The sequence below is a fragment of the Sphingomonas sp. LR55 genome, from assembly GCF_036856015.1.
GTDB lineage: Bacteria > Pseudomonadota > Alphaproteobacteria > Sphingomonadales > Sphingomonadaceae > Sphingomonas.
In genome coordinates, this window is the sequence record NZ_JASPFO010000001.1 from 131,236 (window position 1) to 149,049 (window position 17,814).

The window sequence follows — 17,814 nt, forward strand, 5'->3', positions numbered from 1 at the left end:
TCGGAGCCGTCCATCCATGAGCATCGTCGTCCGCACCCTGTCCGAGCAGGTGTTCGAGATTGTCCGCGAGCAGATCGTCACCGGCAAGCTCGCCGGCCATACCGCGATCCGCCAGGATGCGCTGGCGACCGAACTCGGCGTCAGCAAAATCCCGTTGCGCGAGGCGCTGGCGCGGCTGGAGCAGGAAGGCCTGCTGACCAGCCACGCGAACCGGGGCTATTCGGTCCAGCCGATGTCGGCGGACGAGGCGGACGATATCTTCGCGCTGCGCCTCAGCATCGAGCCGCAGGCTGCCGCCTATGCATCGACCGTCGCGAACGACGATGACCGTGCCGTTGCGATCCTCGCGTTCGAGGAACTCGACAGCGCGGCGAGCGAGCGGCTAGCCGAAGTTGCGATCCGTAATCGCGTGTTCCACACCGCGCTGGTCCGGCCGGGCCGCCGCCTGCTCACCACGCAGATGGTCGAGCGGCTGGCGATCCTCGCCGAGCGCTACGTCGTCGCGCATCTGCGGCCGGCGGGGCGCGAGGATCGGGCGCATCTGGAGCATCGCCAGCTGCTCGACGCATGGCTCGCGCGCGACGACGATCGCATGCTGACGCTGCTGACTAGCCATATTCAATCGACGCTGACCGATCTGCGTGCGCAGTTCGACACGGCCCGAGACTAGAGATCACAGGGGATGGGCATGTTTGGACCGCGTAAATCGTTCGAATCGTCTGCCCATAGTCGCGAACACAGCCTCGCCAAGACGCTGAGCTGGCCGCATCTGATCGCGCTCGGGGTGGGCGCGATCGTCGGCACCGGGATCTATACGTTGGTCGGCGTCGGGGCGGAGCGCGCGGGGCCGGGCGTGATCCTCGCCTTCGTAATCTGCGGCGTGATCTGCGCATGTGCCGCGCTCGCCTATACCGAGCTCGCGACGCTGATCCCCGCCGCGGGCAGCGCCTATACCTTCAGCTACACGGCCCTTGGCGAGGGTATCGCCTGGGTGGTCGGCTGGAGCCTGATCCTCGAATATTCGCTGGCGTGCTCAACCGTCGCGGTCGGCTGGTCGGGCTATCTGGTCGGCTGGATCGAGGCGGCGGGGATCCATTTGCCGCACGCCTTGCTGGTCGGGCCGCATGGCGGCGGGATCGTCAACATGCCCGCGGTGCTGGTGTCGCTCGCGGTGATGGGGATGCTGATCCTCGGCACGCGGCAGAGCGCGACGCTCAACATCGTGCTCGTGCTGATCAAGCTGGTCGCGCTGACGATCTTCGTCGTCTACGCGGCGCCTGCGTTCAAGGCCGACAACCTGCACCCGTTCATGCCGTACGGCTTCGGCTCGACCGAGATCGGCGGGCACAAGCGCGGCGTGATGGCGGCGGCGGCGATCGTGTTCTTCGCCTTCTACGGCTTCGACGCGGTCGCGACGTCGGCGGAGGAGACCAAGAACCCCAAGCGCGACCTGACGATCGGCATCGTCGGCTCGATGCTGGTTTGCACGGTGATCTACATGGCGGTCGCGGTCAGCGCGATCGGCGCGCTGCCGTTCACGCAGCTCGCCAATTCGCCCGAGCCGCTCGCACTGGTGCTGCGCCAGTTGAGCCAGCCGTTTGCCGCGCAGATCATCGCGCTGGCGGCGGTGATCGCGCTGCCGTCGGTGATCCTGGTGATGATGTACGGGCAGAGCCGGATCTTTTTCGTGATGGCGCGCGACGGGCTGCTGCCGCGCGGTCTCGCGAAGGTCAGCAAGCGGACCGGGTCGCCGACGCTGATCACGCTGCTCACCGGGCTGTCGATCGCAGCGGTCGCGGGCTTCTTCCGGCTCGATGAGATCGCCGAACTCGCCAATGCGGGGACGCTGATCGCGTTCATCTCGGTCGGGGTATGCCTGATGGTCCTGCGTCGGACCGCGCCGCAACTGCCCCGCCTGTTCCGCTGCCCAGCGGCGTATGTCGTCGGTACGGTGACCGTGCTCGGCTGCCTGTATCTGCTCGCGAGCCTGCCGACCTCGACGCTGGTCCGGTTCGTGATCTGGAACGTCGCCGGATTTTTACTGTATTTCGTCTATGGCCGGCGCAACAGCGACGTCGGCAATCCGGCCCACGCAGTCTGACCGGCGCGCGTCACCGCTTCTTGCGGCACGCGTCCGAGCAATAGATCACGCTGTCCCAGTCGCGCGCCCATTTCTTCCGCCAAGTGAAGGGGCGCTCGCATGCCGGGCAGATCTTGGTCGGCAGGTTCTGTTTGGCGATACCGTTGGGCATCAGCGGGGCTGCGCGTCGAGGAAGGTTTCGACATCGGTGAGGTCGACGGTCTTGTCGAGATAGGTCTGGCCGATCCGCGCGCGAGCAGGAAGGGGAGCGTCCCTGCCGCCATCTTCTTGTCGTGGCGCATGTGATCGACGAGGCGGGCGCCGCTGGCCTGGATCTTCGCAGCCGCCAGACCGTCCGGCAGCCTGACGTCTCGCCAGTGTGCCGCAACGCGCTGCGCGTCCTGGCCGGAACAGATGCCCTGCGATGCTGAGAAGCCGAACGCCAGCGAACAGCCTGCCGCAACGCCTTCGCCGTGGATCAGCGCCTGTGAGAACCCGGTCTCCGCCTCAAGCGCGTGCCCGAACGTGTGGCCGAGGTTGAGCAGCGCGCGCGTGCCGTTGGTCTCGTGCTCGTCCGCCGCGACGATCCGCGCCTTGGCCGAAACGCTGTGCGCGATCGCGTATTCGCGCAGCGCCAGGTCGCCCGCCAGCAACGCGGCGCCATTCGCCTCGCACCATTCGAAGAACGCGAAATCGTCGATCAGGCCGTATTTCACGACCTCGGCATAGCCGGCGCGAAGCTCGCGGATCGGCAGCGTGTCGAGCACCTGCGGGTCGATCAGCACCATCACCGGCTGGTGGAACGCGCCGATCAGGTTCTTGCCGGCCTTCGTGTTGATCGCGGTCTTACCGCCGACCGAGCTGTCGACCTGCGCGAGCAGGCTCGTCGGAATCTGAACGAAGTTGCAACCGCGCTTGAGGATCGAGCAGGCGAACCCGACAAGATCCCCCATCACGCCGCCGCCCAGCGCCACGACATGATCGCCGCGCTCGACGCCCAGTTCCAGCAGCCGATCGCATAGCATCTCCAGCGTCGCCCAGCTCTTGCTGCCTTCACCCGGCGCGAGGACGATCGCCTCGGACGCGATCCCCGCTGCGCTCAACGAAGCCTGCAGCGTCGCCAGATGCAGCGACAAATTCTCGTCGGTGACGATCGCTACACGGCGCTTGCCAGCAAGCGGTGCGAGATACTCGCCGGCCCGCGCGAGAATTCCCGCTTCGATGTGGATCGGGTAGGTCCGCGAACCCAGTTCAACGGTAACGGTCTTCATCGGCCAAGCGCTCTCAGGATTGCGGCGACGGTCGCTTCGTGCGGCGTCTTGTTGCTGACGATATGGATGTGCGCCTGCGCGTAGATCGGGTTGCGCACGCGCGCCAGTTCGGCGAGCACTTTGCCCGGATCGCGGTTGCGGAGCAGCGGTCGCGTATCGCGCCGCCCGACCCGTTCGACCAGGATGTCGGGATGCGCACTGAGCCACACGGAGATGGCGTCGCGTAAGATCAGCGCCCGCGTGTCGTCGTTGATGAACGCGCCGCCACCGGTCGCGATGATTTTCGGGGTGCCGTCGATCAACCGCGCGATCACCCGGCGCTCGCCGTCGCGGAAATACTCCTCGCCGTATTTGGCGAAGATCTCGGCGACGGTCATGCCCGAGGCTGCCTCGATCTCGTGGTCGGCGTCGACGAATGGCAGGTTCATGCGCAACGCGAGCCGCCGGCCGACCGTGGTCTTGCCGACGCCCATCAACCCCACGAGCACGATCGGTCGATCGATCGGGGCTGGCGCGGGGCCGCCTGCGGGCCCGCCTGAGGGGTTGTGGCTTTGCAACATCGTGAGGGGCGCTATACAGCGGCACCGCGCGAGGGCAAAAGCTCTTGGCGCCTGTTTTGTCCACTTCAAGGTTACGCCGCCATGTCCCGTTTCATCGTCTCGGTCGTCGTCGTTCTTGTCGTGGTGGTCGGCGGCCTGTTCCTGCTGGCAGGGCGCGCCACCGAGCGCCCGCAAAGCCGCGTCGAAAAGGCCGTGACGCTTGCGAACCTCTCTTAAGGCGTCCCTGACGGCGGCGGTTGCCGTCGGCGCCTTGGTCGCGCTTGCCCCCGCAATCGGGCAGGACAGGCCTGAATCGATCCTGCCGCCGGGGTTCGGCGAGCCGACGCCCGCGCCTGCGCCGCGCCCGACCGCTCCGGCCGGGACGCAGCCAACGCGCCCGACGGGGCTATCGCAGCCGACTGCCTCGCCGCCTAGCTCCGCACCGGCACAGCCGGGCGCGATGATCCAGCCTCTGCCGCCGACGACGCCGGGTGACGCAGCCCCGGTGCCGCCTGTTGCGGCGCCTGCGCCAGTCGATCCTGCCGTGCTGGCGCAGTACGAGATGCCGGAGTCTGCGCGTCGCTCGCTCGCGACGGTCGGTCCGGTTATGGCGAGCGAAGGCGGGCTCGATACCGATGCGTTCGGCGCTGTCGATGGCCAGTATGTCGAGACGCTCATGCGCCGACTGAATGCGCCGTTGCCGTCGCGCTGGATGTCGATCCTGCTGCGGCGGGCGCTGGTGTCGCACGTCGATACGCCGAGCCGTACCAACGGCGCGGACTTTGCGGCCGAGCGTGCGTGGCTGTTGTTGCGGATGGGCGAATCGGTCGCCGCGCGCGCCGTCACGCAGAGTGTCGATACAAACAACTACACGCCGAAGCTATACGACGTCGCGATGAACGCATCGCTGGCGACCGGCGATCCGGCGGGGCTGTGCCCGCTGGTACCCGGCGCGATGCGCTATGCGGCGGCGCGCGGCTGGACGATGGCGCAGGCGATGTGCGCGGGGCTTTCGGGCAATCCGGCGCAGGCGACCCCACTGATCGCGACCGCCAAGCGTCGCAATGTCGCGAGCGGCGTCGACATGCTGCTCGCGCAGAAGGTCGTCGGTGCCGGCGCGCAAGGGCGTCAGGCGGTGACGATCGAATGGGATGGCGTCGATCAGTTGACCGCGTGGCGGTTCGGGCTGGCGATGGCGACCGGCGTCGCGGTGCCCGACGACCTGTATGCTAGCGCTGGTCCGCAGGTGAAATACTGGCAGGCATTGTCGCCCTCGGTTCCGCTCGGTGCGCGACTGGCGCCGGCGGAGTCCGCGGCGGGGCAGGGCGTGCTCTCCAGCGCCGCGCTGGTCGATCTCTATTCGGCCGCCGCAACCGACGACGACTCGCAAAGCACGGCGACTGCGACCGCCAACGATCTCCAGACCGCCTATGCCGATCGCAGTCCCGATGCGCGGCTGAATGCGCTGCGCCAATTGTGGGGCGGGGCGGATACCCGACCGTCCTATGCGCGCCTCGTCCTGACCGCGCGGGCGGCGGCGCGGATGAACCTGGCGCTGGCGAAGGCCGAGGCCGATCATCTGATCGCGTCGATGCTGTCCGCCGGGCTCGATCGCACCGCCGCGCGCTGGCTCGGGACCGTGCCAGCCGGTGGGGATGCCTGGGCGATGATCATGCTCAGCGATCCCGACGCGTATCGTCGTCTCAGCTATGCCGACCTCGCCTCCTATTCGGGCGGCGAAGGCGATTCGGCGTTGAAGCAGCGGATGTTGTTCGCGGGGCTGGCCGGGCTAGGGCGTCTCAACTTGGGCGACATCGAACGTGCGGCGCAATCGCTCGGCGTTCGGATCGGTGCGGACAACGCCTGGACGCGTGCGCTCGACCGGGCAGCGCGCGACGGGCAGGCTGGGACGGTGGTCGTGCTCGCTGCGATCGGTATGCAGGCGCCCGACTGGAAGGGCATCCCGCCCGAGGCACTCTACCGGATCGTCGGCGCGTTGCGCGCGGTCGGGCTCGACGGCGAGGCGCGGATGATCGCTGCTGAGGCGATTGCGCGGGCGTGATCACGCCGGGCGCACGGGCGTGACCCACGCCACCGACCGCGCGCTGATCGATCGGTTCCTGGAAATGATGGCGGCGGAAGCGGGGGCGGCGGCCAACACCGTAGCCGCCTATCGCAGCGACCTGACGCTCGCTTCGCAGGTGCTCGAAGGCAGGCTGGTCGAAGCGGATGCGGACGCGCTTGCGACGCTCGCCGGTGGCTGGTCGGCGCTGTCCCGCTCGACCGTCGGACGAAAGTCCGCCTCGCTCCGCCGCTTCTTCGCGTTCCTGGCCGACGAAGGTCACCGCGCCGACGATCCCGGCAAGGCGCTCCCGCGACCCGGCACCGCGCGCACCTTGCCCAAAGTGCTGAGCCATGCCGATATCGACCGATTGTTCGCGGCGATCGCCGAGCGCGCCGCGCGCGATCCGCTCGACCCTAACGACCTGCGGCTGTCGGCGCTGTTCGAGCTCCTCTACGGCTCCGGCCTGCGCGCGACCGAGCTCGTCAGCCTGCCGCGCAATGCGGTTCATCCCGACCGCCCGTTCCTGATCCTGCGCGGCAAGGGCGGGCGCGAGCGGCTCGTCCCGATCTCCGACCGCGCGAGCGGCCGTGGCGATTTGGCGAACCCATGTCGCGACCGACCGCCTGTGGCTGTTCCCCTCGGGGAAGGGCCACCTGTCGCGTATCCGCCTGTACCAACTCGTCAAGGCGCTCGCGGCGGAGGCCGGCATCCCGCCGGATCGAGTCAGCCCGCACGTCCTGCGCCATGCCTTCGCGACGCACCTGCTCGCGGGCGGGGCGGATCTGCGCGCGCTGCAATCGATGCTCGGCCACGCCGATATCGCCACCACCGAGATCTACACGCACGTCGATCTCGAGCCGTCTCGTCGAACTGGTCAACACGCGTCACCCGCTGGCGGATATGCCGCCGCGTTGACGCGAGCGATCCCGCACCGTAACCGCCGCCTATGCCAAGCTTCCTCGACTTCGAGAAACCGATCGCCGAACTCCAGGGCCGGATCGACGAACTCCGCGACACCGCCGCCGAAGGCAGCGTCGACCTCGCCGCCGACATCGCCCGTCTGCAGGCGAAGTCCGACAAGCTGCTGAAGGACACCTTCGCGCGGCTGACCCCGTGGCAGAAGACGCAGGTCGCGCGCCACCCGGAGCGCCCGCACTTCAAGGATTACGTCGCCGCGCTGTTCGACGAGTTCGTGCCGCTCGCGGGCGACCGCGCGTTCGGCGACGACCAGGCGATCATCGGCGGCTTCGCGACCTTCCGGGGCCGCAAGATCATGGTGCTCGGCCACGAGAAGGGCGACGACACCGCCAGCCGCCTCCGCCACAATTTCGGCATGGGCAAGCCAGAGGGTTACCGGAAGGCGATCCGCCTGGTCGAGCTCGCCAACCGATTCGGTCTGCCGATCGTCACCTTGGTCGATACCTCGGGCGCGTTCCCTGGCATCCAGGCCGAAGAGCGCGGCCAGGCCGAAGCAATCGCGCGCTCGACCGAGGCGTGCCTCAACGCCGGCGTCCCGATCGTCTCCGCGATCGTCGGCGAGGGCGGCTCGGGTGGCGCAGTCGCGCTCGCCGCGGGTAACCGCGTGCTGATGTTCGAACACGCGATCTATTCGGTGATCAGCCCCGAAGGCTGTGCCTCGATCCTGTGGCGCACCGCCGACAAGGCGCCGGAGGCGGCCGAAGCGATGCGGATTACCGCGCAGGACCTGAAGGCGTTCGGCGTCATCGACGACATCGTGAGCGAACCGCTAGGCGGCGCACACCGCGACCGCGCGACGGCGATCGAGTCGCTCGGCAATGCGCTGTCATCCGCGCTCGCCGACCTTGCGGCGCTCGCGCCTGCCGATCTGCGGAAAGACCGCCAGGCCAAATTCCTGAAGATGGGCCGACTCTAAGCGTCGCGACGCAGCGACAGAACACGGGACAATGAAAAAGGGCGGCTGAACCGAAGTCCAGCCGCCCTGATCGACCGCGATGGTGATCGCGGTACGCTTACTTGTTGAGCTGAGTCGCGACGTTGTTGAACGTCTTGTTCAGGCTGTTACCCAGGCCCTGCATTGCAGCAATGGCAGCGACGGCGATCAGAGCGGCGATGAGGCCGTACTCGATTGCGGTTGCGCCCTTGGAATTCCTGAAAAACTTGCGGATCGTCTTCATTCCGGTCTCCATGGTTGGATTGCTTCAGTGTCACCCGGCTGGACCGGACAGGCCGGATCAGCACGAGGACAAATAGAAGTTGTGAGTTGAGAAAGGCTTAAGGTCGGAGCATTTCGTCGGGTAATTCACGAGGCCCAATGCGGGCCATCAGCGGGCGTTGGCGACCTTCGTATCGACCTTGCCCCACATTCCGATGGTCGAATCGGCAAGGTTGGTCAGGCCGACAATGAGAGCGATGACGACGAAGGCCAGAATCAACCCGTATTCGATCGCGGTCGCGCCGCGGCTATTGCGCAGGACGCGCCGCAACGTTCGACCCGCGATCGTCAGCATGGACTTGTCAGACTTCATAACGATCAGTGTAATCGAGGAAAATTAAGGAATGACCAACGATCGCGCCATTCCAACCGCGCCATCCCTTTTACCGGTCGTGGCGGCGGCGATGGTTGATCTCGAGGGACGCGTGCTGTTGCAGCAGCGCCCCCAGGCAAGTCGCTTGCCGGGCTCTGGGAATTTCCCGGAGGCAAGGTCGAGCCCGGTGAGACCCCCGAGGCGGCGTTGATCAGGGAGCTCGAGGAGGAACTCGGCATCGCGGTGCCGCATGCGTGTCTTGCCCCCGCAGCGTTTGCAAGCGCGCCGCTGGGTGATCGCCACCTCGTGCTGCTGCTTTACATTACGCGGAAATGGACGGGCGTGCCACGCGCGCTGGAGGCGACGGCCTTGCGCTGGGTGCGACCGAACGCGATGCACGCGTTGCCGATGCCGCCCGCCGATCGCCCGCTGATCGGGTTGCTCGATGCACTGATCTGACCGAACGACGCACCGAACGGCGATAATCCCGACTGCGGGCCTCCACATACTCGGCGTTCGACAATAGGGTCTTGATCTCTTTCGATGCGTGCCGCAGTCAAATGGGCCAGCGTGCGCCCCAAGACCGCGCGGGTATTGAGCCACGGCTCGCGCGAGCTATTCCCTTTTCTCGAGTGAGCCGTTCCGGTCGCGCAGTCGCCGCTCGACGCAGCGAGCTCGCTGGCACCACTGCCCGCGCATGCCGCTGCGGGGTGCTTTATCTGTCGATGTTGTGAAACGGAAAACCGCTGGAGGCCCGACCGGGAATCGAACCCGGGTGCGAGGATTTGCAGTCCTCTACGTCACCACTCCGCCATCGGGCCTCGATGCGGACGGCGCAAATGCGTCGTTTTGTCAGCGCGGTCAACCACGACGTGTAGCTGGACACGAATTATCCTCATTCGGCGTCGGCGGCCGCGATGCTCGGGCCGGTCTCAAGGCCCGCCATGACAGGACCCCACGAACCGCATTGCGCCGGTCCGAAAACGTCCCTCGTCCCATTTTGGGCGACGGCGGCGGCATTCGCTGCTAGGAATCGTCGCAGAGGTAGTGCCGTGGTCTTCCGCATGCGCCCTCGACGTCCCGCCCGCGACATCTTCGGTGTCACACGGGCGGGCGGGGCGTCTACACCGCAAAATCGTTCGATCTCCGACCCGCTGCGCGCAACTGCGACTTGGCGCAATCGTCGGCGCGCGATACATATCGGCGCGACAACTAGTGTATTGCGCAACTAAAACAGTTGTGCGACAGGATGGGTTATGACGACGATGAGCCTCGATACCGCAACTGCCGCTTCGGCCTACGACACCATGCGGCATGCGATGGTCGCCAGCCAGCTGCGCACCAACGCGGTGAACGATCAGCGCGTGGTCGCGGCGATGGCACGTGTACCGCGCGAGCAGTTCCTGCCCACGGACGTCCGCTCGATCGCCTATCGCGACACCGCGATCGCGCTCGGCGGCGGGCGCTACGCCAATCTACCGATGGCGACCGGCCGGCTGCTGACCGAGGCCTATCTGACCGCAACCGATCGTGTGCTGCTGATCGGTGCGGCGACCGGCTATACCGCTGCGGTGCTGAGCGAGATCGTCGGATCGGTGGTCGCGGTCGAGAGTGATCCGGCATTGCTGGCGATGGCGCGCTCGGCGCTGGCCGGGGTCGGCAACGTCGAACTCGTCGAGTCACCGATGCAGGACGGCCACGCCGTTGGCGCCCCCTATGACGTGCTGATCGTAGATGGCGCGATCGAGGCGATGCCCGACGCGCTCGTCGCGCAGGTCCGCTCGGGTGGTCGCGTCGCGTCGGGACTCGCCGAACGCGGCGTCACGCGGCTCGCGTCGGGACGCAAGACCGATGGCGGGTTCGCGCTGGCGGCCTTTGTCGACGTCGAATGCGTCGCGCTTCCCGGTTTCGATATCCCCAAACCCTTCAGGTTCTGAGCCCTATGATGCCGCGCACCGCTCGTTTCCGCCGCTTGCTTGCGAGTGTTGCGCTGCTCTACATCGCTGCACCAGCGGGTGCGGAGACGCTGCGCGAGGCGCTGGCCAAGGCGTATACCACCAATCCGATCCTAACCGGACAGCGCGCCACGTTGCGCGCGACCGACGAGAACGTGCCGATTGCGCGTGCGACGGGGCTCCCCTCGGTCAATGCGACCGGCGACTACACCGAATTCGTCGTAACCGCGGCGAACAGCTTCACCGCCTTGCCGCGTCAGGCCGCGGCGCGCGCCAACGTGTCGGTGCCGCTATACCTGGGCGGGCAGGTCCGCAATTCGGTTGCCGCCGCCAAGACCCGCGTCGAGGCCGGCCGCGCGACGCTGCGCGGCACCGAGGCGGATCTCTTCACCAACGTCGTCGCCGCGTACATGGATGTGATCCGCGACGAGGCGATCGTCGGTCTCAACACGCAGAACGTCCGCGTCCTCGACGTCAACCTGCAAGCCAGCCGCGATCGGTTCCAGGTCGGCGACCTGACCCGTACCGACGTCGCACAGTCCGAAGCCCGCCTCGCCCTCGCCCGTGCGCAGCTCCAGTCGGCTGAGGCGCAGCTGATTTCCAGCCGGGAGAATTACATCCGGTACGTCGGCACGCCCGCCGGGACGCTCGAAACGCCACCGACCTTGCCGCATCTGCCCGACAGCCCTGCGTCCGCCGTAACCGTCGCGATCGAGAATAATCCGGTCCTGATCGCAGCGGCGAAAGAACGTGACGCGACGCGCTATGATGTCGGTGTCGCCCGGGCGACCCGTCTGCCACAGATCAGTGCGGTCGGCGGTGCCACCTATACCAACTATCTCGGCTCGGCGTCGAATGCCGACGGCAGCGTCATCACGTTCCCCAACGTCAACAAGACGGTCCAAGCCGGACTGTCGCTGACCCTTCCGCTGTTCCAAGGCGGTCGCCCCGCCGCGCAGGTCCGTCAGGCCGAGGCGTTCCAGAGCCGCGCGATCGAGAACGTCACCGCAACCGAGCGCAACGTGATCTCGCAGGCCCGCTCGGCCTTCGCCGTCTGGCGCTCCTCGGAACAGGTCATCCAGTCCTCCGAGACCGCGGTCAACGCAAACAAGCTCAGCCTCGAAGGCGTGCGCGCGGAGAACAGCGTCGGCACGCGAACCATCCTCGACATCCTCAACGCCGAGCAGGAACTGCTCAACAGCCAGGTGACGCTCGTCACCGCACGGCGCGATGCGTATGTCGCCGGCTTTGCGCTGCTCGCCGCGATGGGGCAGGCGGAAGCGCGCGATCTCGGGCTCGATGGCGGCGTGCTGTACGATCCGGTCGCCAATTATCAGCGTGTGCATCACAAGATCTGGGACTTTGGCGGCGATGGCGAGCCGGTGCCGGTCGGCACACGCACCGCGCAATCGCCCGCACAGGATGCGCATGTCCAGCCGCAGCGCGATCCTTTGCTCGATAAGCCAGTTGACAGGAACCCAGCCTTGACGACAGGTAAGGACGCGCCGAGCCGCCAATAGGGGTGCGCGCGGCTACGGGGTTTGGGATGGTCCGGATGGGGGACGTGAACGGCGAGCCGTCGATGGAGGAAATCCTCTCGTCGATCAAACGCATCATCGCCGAAGAGGGCGACACGCCCGGCCGATCGCGCCGTCCGGCGCGGACAATGACGGCACCGGTCGATCAGTATCCCGCCGACCGCGATGTCGCCGGTCACGCGCCCACCTATCGTGAAGCCGCCTATCTCGACGACGAGATGGATGATGACGAAGTTCTCGAACTGAGCGATCCGATGCCGATGGTCGACCGTACCCCCGCACGCCGAAATCCCCCGTGCTGACCTCGGTCGACGCCGCACCCGAACCGCGCGAGTCGGCGGCAAAGCCGCAACCTCAGGTGCAGCAGCCCGCCGCAGAGCCGCCATCCGAGCCGATCGTCTCGCGTGAGACCGCAGCGGCAACGCGCGCCGCTCGAAGCGTTGACCCGGATGATGATCAAGCCCGAATCGAACAGCGACGGCACGCTCGAAGGCCTAGTCCGCGAGATGCTTCGGCCGATGTTGCGCGAATGGATCGACGCGAACCTGCCGCACATGGTCGAGGACATGGTCGCGCGCGAGATCGCCAAGATCATGAACCAGCAGCCCTGACAGCCAGACGTTTCCGCTACTCCGGCGGCACCATACGATCCTCCCCCGCCAGGGGGAAGTGTCACCGAAGGTGACGGAGGGGGAGGACACGGAGCAGCGGTTTCCCTGCCCTCCGTCTGGCAAGGGTCAGCCACCGCCCCCTGGCGGGGAAGGATCGAACGTCTCCCTGTCGGCGATGCAAACGCTACGGAACAACGCCGCCCGATGCCGGGTTTGGCACGCATGTCCGAAACCGAGATCATCGTGCCCGCTGAGAAGCCCGACCGCCCCGCATCGCACGGCGGACGGAACGATTTTTCGCCCGCTGAGGCCGGCAGTGATATCTTCTTCGCCGCGGTGAAGACGACGCGGATGCCGATGGTGGTCACCGATCCGCACCGCGACGACAATCCAATCATCTTCTGCAACGAGGCGTTCTCGTTCATGAGCGGCTATTCGCAGGATGAGATCCTCGGCCGCAACTGCCGCTTCCTGCAGGGCCCCGAAACCGATCGCGCCGCCGTCGCCGAAGTGCGCGCCGCCATCGCCAAGCGCGAAGAGGTTGCGGTCGAGATCCTCAACTACCGCAAGAACGGCTCGACCTTCTGGAACGCGCTGTTCGTGTCGCCGGTGTTCGGCGAAGACGGCAATCTCAAATATTTCTTCGCCAGTCAGCTCGATATTTCCCGGCGGCGTGAAGCCGAGGAAGCGTTGCATGAAGCACAGCGGATGGAGGCCGTCGGCAAGCTGACCGGCGGCATCGCGCATGATTTCAACAATCTGTTGCAGGTCATCCAGGGCTATGCCGATATTCTCGACGCGCGGATCGATCCTGACGATCGGTCGGCACGCCGCGCGGTCGATGCGATTTCGACCTCGGCGACCCGTGCGGCGACTTTGACGCAGCAGCTGCTCGCGTTTGCACGCAAACAGGAATTGCGTGATCGGCTGATGAACCTCAATCAGTTGATTGGCGATTTCCGCACGATCCTGGAGCGCAGCATCGGCAGCGGCATCACGCTCAGGCGCGACCTTGCCAATGATCTGTGGAATTGCCGCGTTGATCCGGTCCAGGCCGAGATGGCGCTGCTCAACATCACCGCCAACGCGCGCGATGCGACCGGCGGCGCGGGGACGGTCACGATCGCTACGCGCAACGCGGTGCTGCCCGAGGATGCGAGCGTCGCCAAGCTCGAACCCGGCGAATATGTCGTGGTCAGCATCTGCGACGACGGCCCGGGTGTCGACCTGACGATCGCCGACAAGCTGTTCGAACCATTCTACACCACCAAGGAAATGGGCAAGGGCGCCGGGCTCGGCCTCGCCATGGTGTACGGCTTCATGCGCCAGTCGGGCGGCCTCGCCACGGTGCGCAACGGGGCGGGCGGCGGTGCGGAATTCTCGCTGTATTTCCCGCGCGCTAGTGGTGCGGTCGAGCGCAAGCCCGCAGGCCCGGTCGCACCGCGCACCGGTGGCGCCGAGCGCGTGCTGATGGTCGAGGACCAGATCGAGGTCGGCGAGCTTGGCCGCACCATTCTCGAGGATCTCGGCTACGAGGTCGTACTGGTGAACAGCGCACGCGGTGCGCTCGACACGCTGGCGAACGATTCGGACTTCAAGCTGCTGTTCACCGATATCCTGATGCCCGGCGGGATGAACGGCGTTGCGCTCGCGCAGTCGGTGCGGCGCGATTATCCGCATACCGCGGTGCTGCTGACCACCGGGTTCGCGGACGAGGCGATCGACGAGGGTAGCCGGTCGTTCGAGCTGATCCGCAAGCCGTACCGGCGTAATGAGTTGAACGAGCGGATCCGTCAGGTGCTCGACAAACCCGGCGCCCGTACCTGACATGGCGCACCTGACACTGGTCTAGTACGGGGACGCTCGCTAAGGCTCTGCGCATGAGCGAGCTTCCCAAAACCTTCGACCCGGCCTCCATCGAATCGCGCTGGTACGCGCATTGGGAGGCGAGCGGCCAGTTCCGTCCCGACCGTCCGAACGCCGAGCCGTGGACGATCGTCAACCCGCCGCCCAACGTGACGGGCTCGCTGCACATCGGTCATGCGCTCGACAACACGCTGCAAGATATCCTCACGCGCCATGCGCGGCTGAAGGGCAAGGATGCGTTGTGGGTGGTCGGCACCGATCACGCGGGCATCGCGACGCAGATGGTGGTCGAGCGGCAGATGGGGGCGGCTGTTCCTCCCCAGAAGCGTACCGACCTGACGCGCGAGGAGTTCGTGGCGAAGGTCTGGGCGTGGAAGGAAGAGAGCGGCGGCGAGATCACGCAGCAGCTCCGCCGGCTCGGCTGCTCGATGGACTGGGCGAACGAGCGCTTCACGATGGACGAGGGCTTCTCGAAGGCCGTCCTGAAGGTGTTCGTCGACCTGCACAAGCAGGGGCTGCTCTACCGCGACAAGCGCCTGGTGAACTGGGATCCCGGCCTCGGCACCGCAATCAGCGACCTCGAAGTCGAGACCCGCGAGATCAAGGGCAGCTTCTGGCACCTGCGCTATCCGCTGGCAGACGGCTCTGGCTTCATCGAGGTTGCGACCACGCGCCCCGAGACGATGCTGGCCGACATGGCCGTGGCCGTGAACGCGTCGGACGCGCGTTACACCATGCTCATCGGCAAGCAGGTAAAGCTGCCGATCACCGGGCGTTTGATCCCGATCATCGCCGACGATCATGCCGATCCCGAACTCGGCTCGGGCGCGGTCAAGATCACGCCAGGCCACGACTTCAACGATTTCGAGGTCGGCAAGCGGGCAGGGATGGCTGCGGGCTCGATGCTCAACATGCTCGATGCCAAGGCGCGCGTCGTCCAGGTATCCGACGGTCTGATCCCGGACAAGTTTATCGGAAAGCCGACCGACGAAGCGCGCAAGATGGTCGTCGCGCAGCTCAAGGAAGAAGGCTTCCTGATCGCGCATATCGACAAGGACGGCGAGGAGCACGACGCCGAGCCACGCACGATCCAGACTCCTTATGGCGACCGCTCGGGCGTGGTGATTGAGCCGTGGCTGACCGACCAATGGTATGTCGACGCCAAGACGCTCGCCCAGCCGGCAATCGAGGCGGTGCGCACCGGCGCGATCGATATCGTCCCGAAGACGTGGGAGAAGACGTTCTTCAACTGGATGGACAACATCCAGCCCTGGTGCGTGTCGCGTCAATTGTGGTGGGGCCACCAGATCCCCGCGTGGTTCGGGCCAGCACGCGATGCGAACGGTTTGGTTAGCTACATTGATCACAATGTAGATGCGGACGGACGGCTAGTTGAGACCATCTCGGGGCAAAATGAGTCTTTCGTCGCCCTGACTGAAGAGGAAGCAATCGCGGCGGCGCAGGCTGCGTATGGCGATCAGTACAAGATTGTTGTTGATGATCGCTTTCCTCGCGCGACGAACGACACCGTCTATCTTGTGCGAGATACCGACGTCCTCGACACTTGGTTCTCGTCAGCCCTCTGGCCTTTCGCCACGCTTGGCTGGACGGGTGAATCTTCCCCCTCCCGCAAGCGGGAGGGGCCGGGGTGGGCACGCGCTCACCTCGAACGCTGCGTCTGAAGGTGAGCGCGAGCCCACCCTCAATCCCCTCCCGCAAGCGGGCGGGGAGGCCAGCTCGGCGGGCGCTACCCGAACGACGTGCTGATTTCCGGCTTTGACATCCTGTTCTTCTGGAACGCGCGGATGATGATGCAGGGGCTGCACTTCATGAAGGACGTGCCGTTCCGTACGCTCTACCTCCACGGCCTGGTCCGCGCCGCCGATGGCGCGAAGATGTCGAAGTCGAAGGGCAACGTCGTCAACCCGCTCGGGCTGATCGACCAGTACGGCGCCGACGCGCTGCGCTTCTTCATGGCGGCGATGGAAAGCCAGGGCCGCGACATCAAGATGGATGAGAAGCGCGTCGAGGGCTATCGCAACTTCGCCACCAAGCTGTGGAACGCCGCGCGGTTCGCGCAGGCCAACGGCATCGTCGCCAGCACGACGCTGGAGGCACCGCGCGCGGAACTGGCCGTCAACAAGTGGATCATCGCCGAGACGATCGCGACCGTCCAGACGGTCGACCTCGCGCTTGCCGACTACCGCTTCGACGGCGCCGCCAACGCGATCTACCAGTTCGCGTGGAGCCGCTTCTGCGACTGGTATCTCGAACTGATCAAGCCGCAGATGGTCGGCGACGAGCGCGGCGTCATCGATGCTGAATCGAAGCTGGTTGCGGGCTGGGTGCTCGACCAGATCCTGGTGCTGCTCCACCCGTTCATGCCGTTCATCACCGAAGAACTCTGGCACGCGATGGGCCCGCGCGATCACGATCTGATCGTCGCGAAATGGCCAATGGCGGACGCTCGCGCGCTCGATCCCGAGGCGAGCAAGGAAGTCGACTGGCTCATCAGTCTGGTTCAGGAAATCCGCACCGCGCGCAACGAACTGAACGTGCCCCCGGGCACGCGCCTGCCGCTCCACGTCCGCGATGCGAATGAAACGACGCTCGCGCGGCTCGAACGCCAAGCGCCGGCACTCGCGCGTCTCGCCCGCGTCACGCATGCCGAGGGTGAAGCCACCGGCGGCGCGGCGCAGGTCGTGGTGGATGAAGCGACGTTCGTCCTGCCGCTAGAAGGCGTGATCGACCTCGACTCCGAACGCGCCCGCCTTACCAAGGCGATCGCGGCGGCAGAAAAGGAGCGCGACGCGCTGTCCGGCCGGCTAGGCAATGCCAGCTTCGTCGAGCGCGCCAAGCCCGAAGCGGTCGAGAAGGCCAAGGCGGATCACGCCGACAAAGCTGCCGAAGCCGCACGGTTGCAGGCGGCACTCGGACGCCTGGGCTAACCTGCTCCCCTCCCGTAGGCGGGAGGGGATTGCGTGGTTGGACAGCGCCCCGCGCTAACCAACCATCCGCCCGTACGTCCGACCATCCGTCCGTTCGTCCGTTCGTCCGACCATCCGTCCGTCCGTCCGTCACCCCGGCGAAAGCTGGGGTATCCCGGTGAGCAAACGCAACGGCTACCCGACAACGGGGATACCCCAGTTTTCGCTGGAGTGACGGTTTGGGTGGGGCGCTGGATTGTGTGGGCTGGCCATGTCACCCCTTCGTTGTTCTCCCGCGAAGGCGGGAGCCCAGGCTGGGTCCCCGCCTTCGCGGGGAAACACGGCCCGCTGGCACCGCGCGGGACCTACCGGCTTGTTCCGGAGTTCACTCCGCGACTAGGCAGTGGACATGGCAGGGCGCCTGACCGTTCGCGGGTGGTTGCCGGACCGAGTTC

General features: G+C 66.3%; 14 protein-coding genes, 1 tRNA gene and 4 pseudogenes. 13 read left to right on the forward strand and 6 right to left on the reverse strand.

What is annotated here, in order from left to right:
* The first annotated feature begins 16 nt into the window (after positions 1-16).
* Together QP181_RS00630 and QP181_RS00635 are read left to right on the forward strand one after the other, a co-directional pair.
* Entirely contained in the window at positions 17-670 is a 654-nt protein-coding gene (locus QP181_RS00630; RefSeq protein ID WP_132897645.1) for a GntR family transcriptional regulator, read from the forward strand.
* Between the two features lie 12 nt (positions 671-682).
* Positions 683-2,101, forward strand: a complete 1,419-nt coding sequence (locus QP181_RS00635; protein WP_443027500.1) for an amino acid permease — start codon at positions 683-685, stop codon at positions 2,099-2,101.
* Positions 2,102-2,111: 10 nt separating this feature from the next.
* On the opposite strand, the gene QP181_RS00640 is transcribed toward QP181_RS00635, so the two are convergent.
* The 3 genes and pseudogenes from QP181_RS00640 to QP181_RS00650 all read right to left on the reverse strand — a co-directional run bounded on the left by QP181_RS00640 (position 2,112) and on the right by QP181_RS00650 (position 3,911).
* Positions 2,112-2,252: a DUF2256 domain-containing protein gene (locus QP181_RS00640; RefSeq protein ID WP_248523077.1), complete on the reverse strand. Its 141-nt coding sequence runs from the start codon at positions 2,250-2,252 to the stop codon at positions 2,112-2,114.
* Positions 2,252-3,351 (reverse strand): annotated as a pseudogene (aroB, locus tag QP181_RS00645) (3-dehydroquinate synthase). Before aroB ends, QP181_RS00640 begins: the two are co-directional and overlap by 1 nt.
* Positions 3,348-3,911 carry a shikimate kinase gene (locus QP181_RS00650; RefSeq protein ID WP_132897648.1) on the reverse strand — a complete coding sequence of 188 codons (564 nt, stop codon included), beginning with the start codon at positions 3,909-3,911 and terminating at the stop codon, positions 3,348-3,350. The pseudogene aroB and the gene QP181_RS00650 overlap by 4 nt, the downstream one beginning before the upstream one ends.
* A gap of 81 nt (positions 3,912-3,992) precedes the next feature.
* On the opposite strand from QP181_RS00650, the gene QP181_RS00655 reads away from it, so the two are divergent.
* The 4 genes and pseudogenes from QP181_RS00655 to QP181_RS00670 all read left to right on the forward strand — a co-directional run bounded on the left by QP181_RS00655 (position 3,993) and on the right by QP181_RS00670 (position 7,849).
* A complete protein-coding gene (locus tag QP181_RS00655; RefSeq protein ID WP_267904487.1) occupies positions 3,993-4,127 on the forward strand; it encodes a hypothetical protein in 135 nt (44 codons plus the stop codon).
* Positions 4,111-5,952, forward strand: a complete 1,842-nt coding sequence (locus QP181_RS00660; protein ID WP_333927248.1) for a hypothetical protein — start codon at positions 4,111-4,113, stop codon at positions 5,950-5,952. Before QP181_RS00655 ends, QP181_RS00660 begins: the two co-directional genes overlap by 17 nt.
* 64 nt (positions 5,953-6,016) lie before the next feature.
* Positions 6,017-6,870: pseudogene (locus QP181_RS00665) on the forward strand (tyrosine-type recombinase/integrase).
* 31 nt (positions 6,871-6,901) lie between these two features.
* A complete protein-coding gene (locus tag QP181_RS00670) occupies positions 6,902-7,849 on the forward strand; it encodes an acetyl-CoA carboxylase carboxyltransferase subunit alpha (protein WP_333927250.1) in 948 nt (315 codons plus the stop codon).
* Positions 7,850-7,946: 97 nt separating this feature from the next.
* On the opposite strand, the gene QP181_RS00675 is transcribed toward QP181_RS00670, so the two are convergent.
* Together QP181_RS00675 and QP181_RS00680 are read right to left on the reverse strand one after the other, a co-directional pair.
* Positions 7,947-8,111 carry a Flp family type IVb pilin gene (locus QP181_RS00675; RefSeq protein ID WP_333927251.1) on the reverse strand — a complete coding sequence of 55 codons (165 nt, stop codon included), beginning with the start codon at positions 8,109-8,111 and terminating at the stop codon, positions 7,947-7,949.
* A 147-nt stretch (positions 8,112-8,258) separates the two neighbouring features.
* Complete coding sequence (locus tag QP181_RS00680) at positions 8,259-8,444, reverse strand: Flp family type IVb pilin (RefSeq protein ID WP_132897782.1); 186 nt, start codon at positions 8,442-8,444, stop codon at positions 8,259-8,261.
* Positions 8,445-8,493: 49 nt separating this feature from the next.
* Between QP181_RS00680 and QP181_RS00685 the strand changes: the two are divergent.
* A pseudogene (locus tag QP181_RS00685) lies at positions 8,494-8,921 on the forward strand ((deoxy)nucleoside triphosphate pyrophosphohydrolase).
* A gap of 288 nt (positions 8,922-9,209) precedes the next feature.
* Here QP181_RS00685 and QP181_RS00690 read toward each other — a convergent pair.
* Positions 9,210-9,283 (reverse strand) — tRNA-Cys (locus QP181_RS00690).
* A 435-nt stretch (positions 9,284-9,718) separates the two neighbouring features.
* Between QP181_RS00690 and QP181_RS00695 the strand changes: the two genes are divergently transcribed.
* The 6 genes and pseudogenes from QP181_RS00695 (at position 9,719) to QP181_RS00720 (ending at position 17,380) form a co-directional block, all read left to right on the forward strand.
* Positions 9,719-10,399 (forward strand): protein-L-isoaspartate O-methyltransferase family protein, encoded by a 681-nt coding sequence (locus QP181_RS00695; protein ID WP_333927252.1) that lies wholly within the window; start codon positions 9,719-9,721, stop codon positions 10,397-10,399.
* A gap of 8 nt (positions 10,400-10,407) precedes the next feature.
* Complete coding sequence (locus QP181_RS00700) at positions 10,408-11,937, forward strand: TolC family outer membrane protein (protein ID WP_333927253.1); 1,530 nt, start codon at positions 10,408-10,410, stop codon at positions 11,935-11,937.
* 26 nt (positions 11,938-11,963) lie between these two features.
* On the forward strand, positions 11,964-12,257 hold the full coding sequence (locus tag QP181_RS00705) for a hypothetical protein (protein WP_333927254.1): 294 nt from the start codon (positions 11,964-11,966) through the stop codon (positions 12,255-12,257).
* Between the two features lie 102 nt (positions 12,258-12,359).
* Positions 12,360-12,566, forward strand: a complete 207-nt coding sequence (locus tag QP181_RS00710; RefSeq protein WP_333927255.1) for a DUF2497 domain-containing protein — start codon at positions 12,360-12,362, stop codon at positions 12,564-12,566.
* A 222-nt stretch (positions 12,567-12,788) separates the two neighbouring features.
* Positions 12,789-14,393, forward strand: coding sequence for a histidine kinase famiy protein (locus QP181_RS00715; protein WP_132897653.1), 1,605 nt, complete (start codon positions 12,789-12,791; stop codon positions 14,391-14,393).
* Positions 14,394-14,446: 53 nt separating this feature from the next.
* Positions 14,447-17,380 (forward strand): annotated as a pseudogene (locus tag QP181_RS00720) (valine--tRNA ligase).
* Positions 17,381-17,814 lie beyond the last annotated feature (434 nt).

What these genes read in the sequence shown, in the direction of transcription:
- QP181_RS00715 (WP_132897653.1), top strand. Translation starts at nt 12,789, where the DNA reads ATGTCCGAAACCGAGATCATCGTGCCCGCTGAGAAGCCCGACCGCCCC.
- QP181_RS00700 (WP_333927253.1), top strand. Translation starts at nt 10,408, where the DNA reads ATGCCGCGCACCGCTCGTTTCCGCCGCTTGCTTGCGAGTGTTGCGCTG.
- QP181_RS00695 (WP_333927252.1), top strand. Translation starts at nt 9,719, where the DNA reads ATGACGACGATGAGCCTCGATACCGCAACTGCCGCTTCGGCCTACGAC.
- QP181_RS00670 (WP_333927250.1), top strand. Translation starts at nt 6,902, where the DNA reads ATGCCAAGCTTCCTCGACTTCGAGAAACCGATCGCCGAACTCCAGGGC.
- QP181_RS00635 (WP_443027500.1), top strand. Translation starts at nt 683, where the DNA reads ATGGGCATGTTTGGACCGCGTAAATCGTTCGAATCGTCTGCCCATAGT.
- QP181_RS00640 (WP_248523077.1), bottom strand. Translation starts at nt 2,252, where the DNA reads ATGCCCAACGGTATCGCCAAACAGAACCTGCCGACCAAGATCTGCCCG.
- QP181_RS00630 (WP_132897645.1), top strand. Translation starts at nt 17, where the DNA reads ATGAGCATCGTCGTCCGCACCCTGTCCGAGCAGGTGTTCGAGATTGTC.
- QP181_RS00655 (WP_267904487.1), top strand. Translation starts at nt 3,993, where the DNA reads ATGTCCCGTTTCATCGTCTCGGTCGTCGTCGTTCTTGTCGTGGTGGTC.
- QP181_RS00675 (WP_333927251.1), bottom strand. Translation starts at nt 8,111, where the DNA reads ATGAAGACGATCCGCAAGTTTTTCAGGAATTCCAAGGGCGCAACCGCA.
- QP181_RS00705 (WP_333927254.1), top strand. Translation starts at nt 11,964, where the DNA reads ATGGTCCGGATGGGGGACGTGAACGGCGAGCCGTCGATGGAGGAAATC.
- QP181_RS00650 (WP_132897648.1), bottom strand. Translation starts at nt 3,911, where the DNA reads ATGTTGCAAAGCCACAACCCCTCAGGCGGGCCCGCAGGCGGCCCCGCG.
- QP181_RS00680 (WP_132897782.1), bottom strand. Translation starts at nt 8,444, where the DNA reads ATGCTGACGATCGCGGGTCGAACGTTGCGGCGCGTCCTGCGCAATAGC.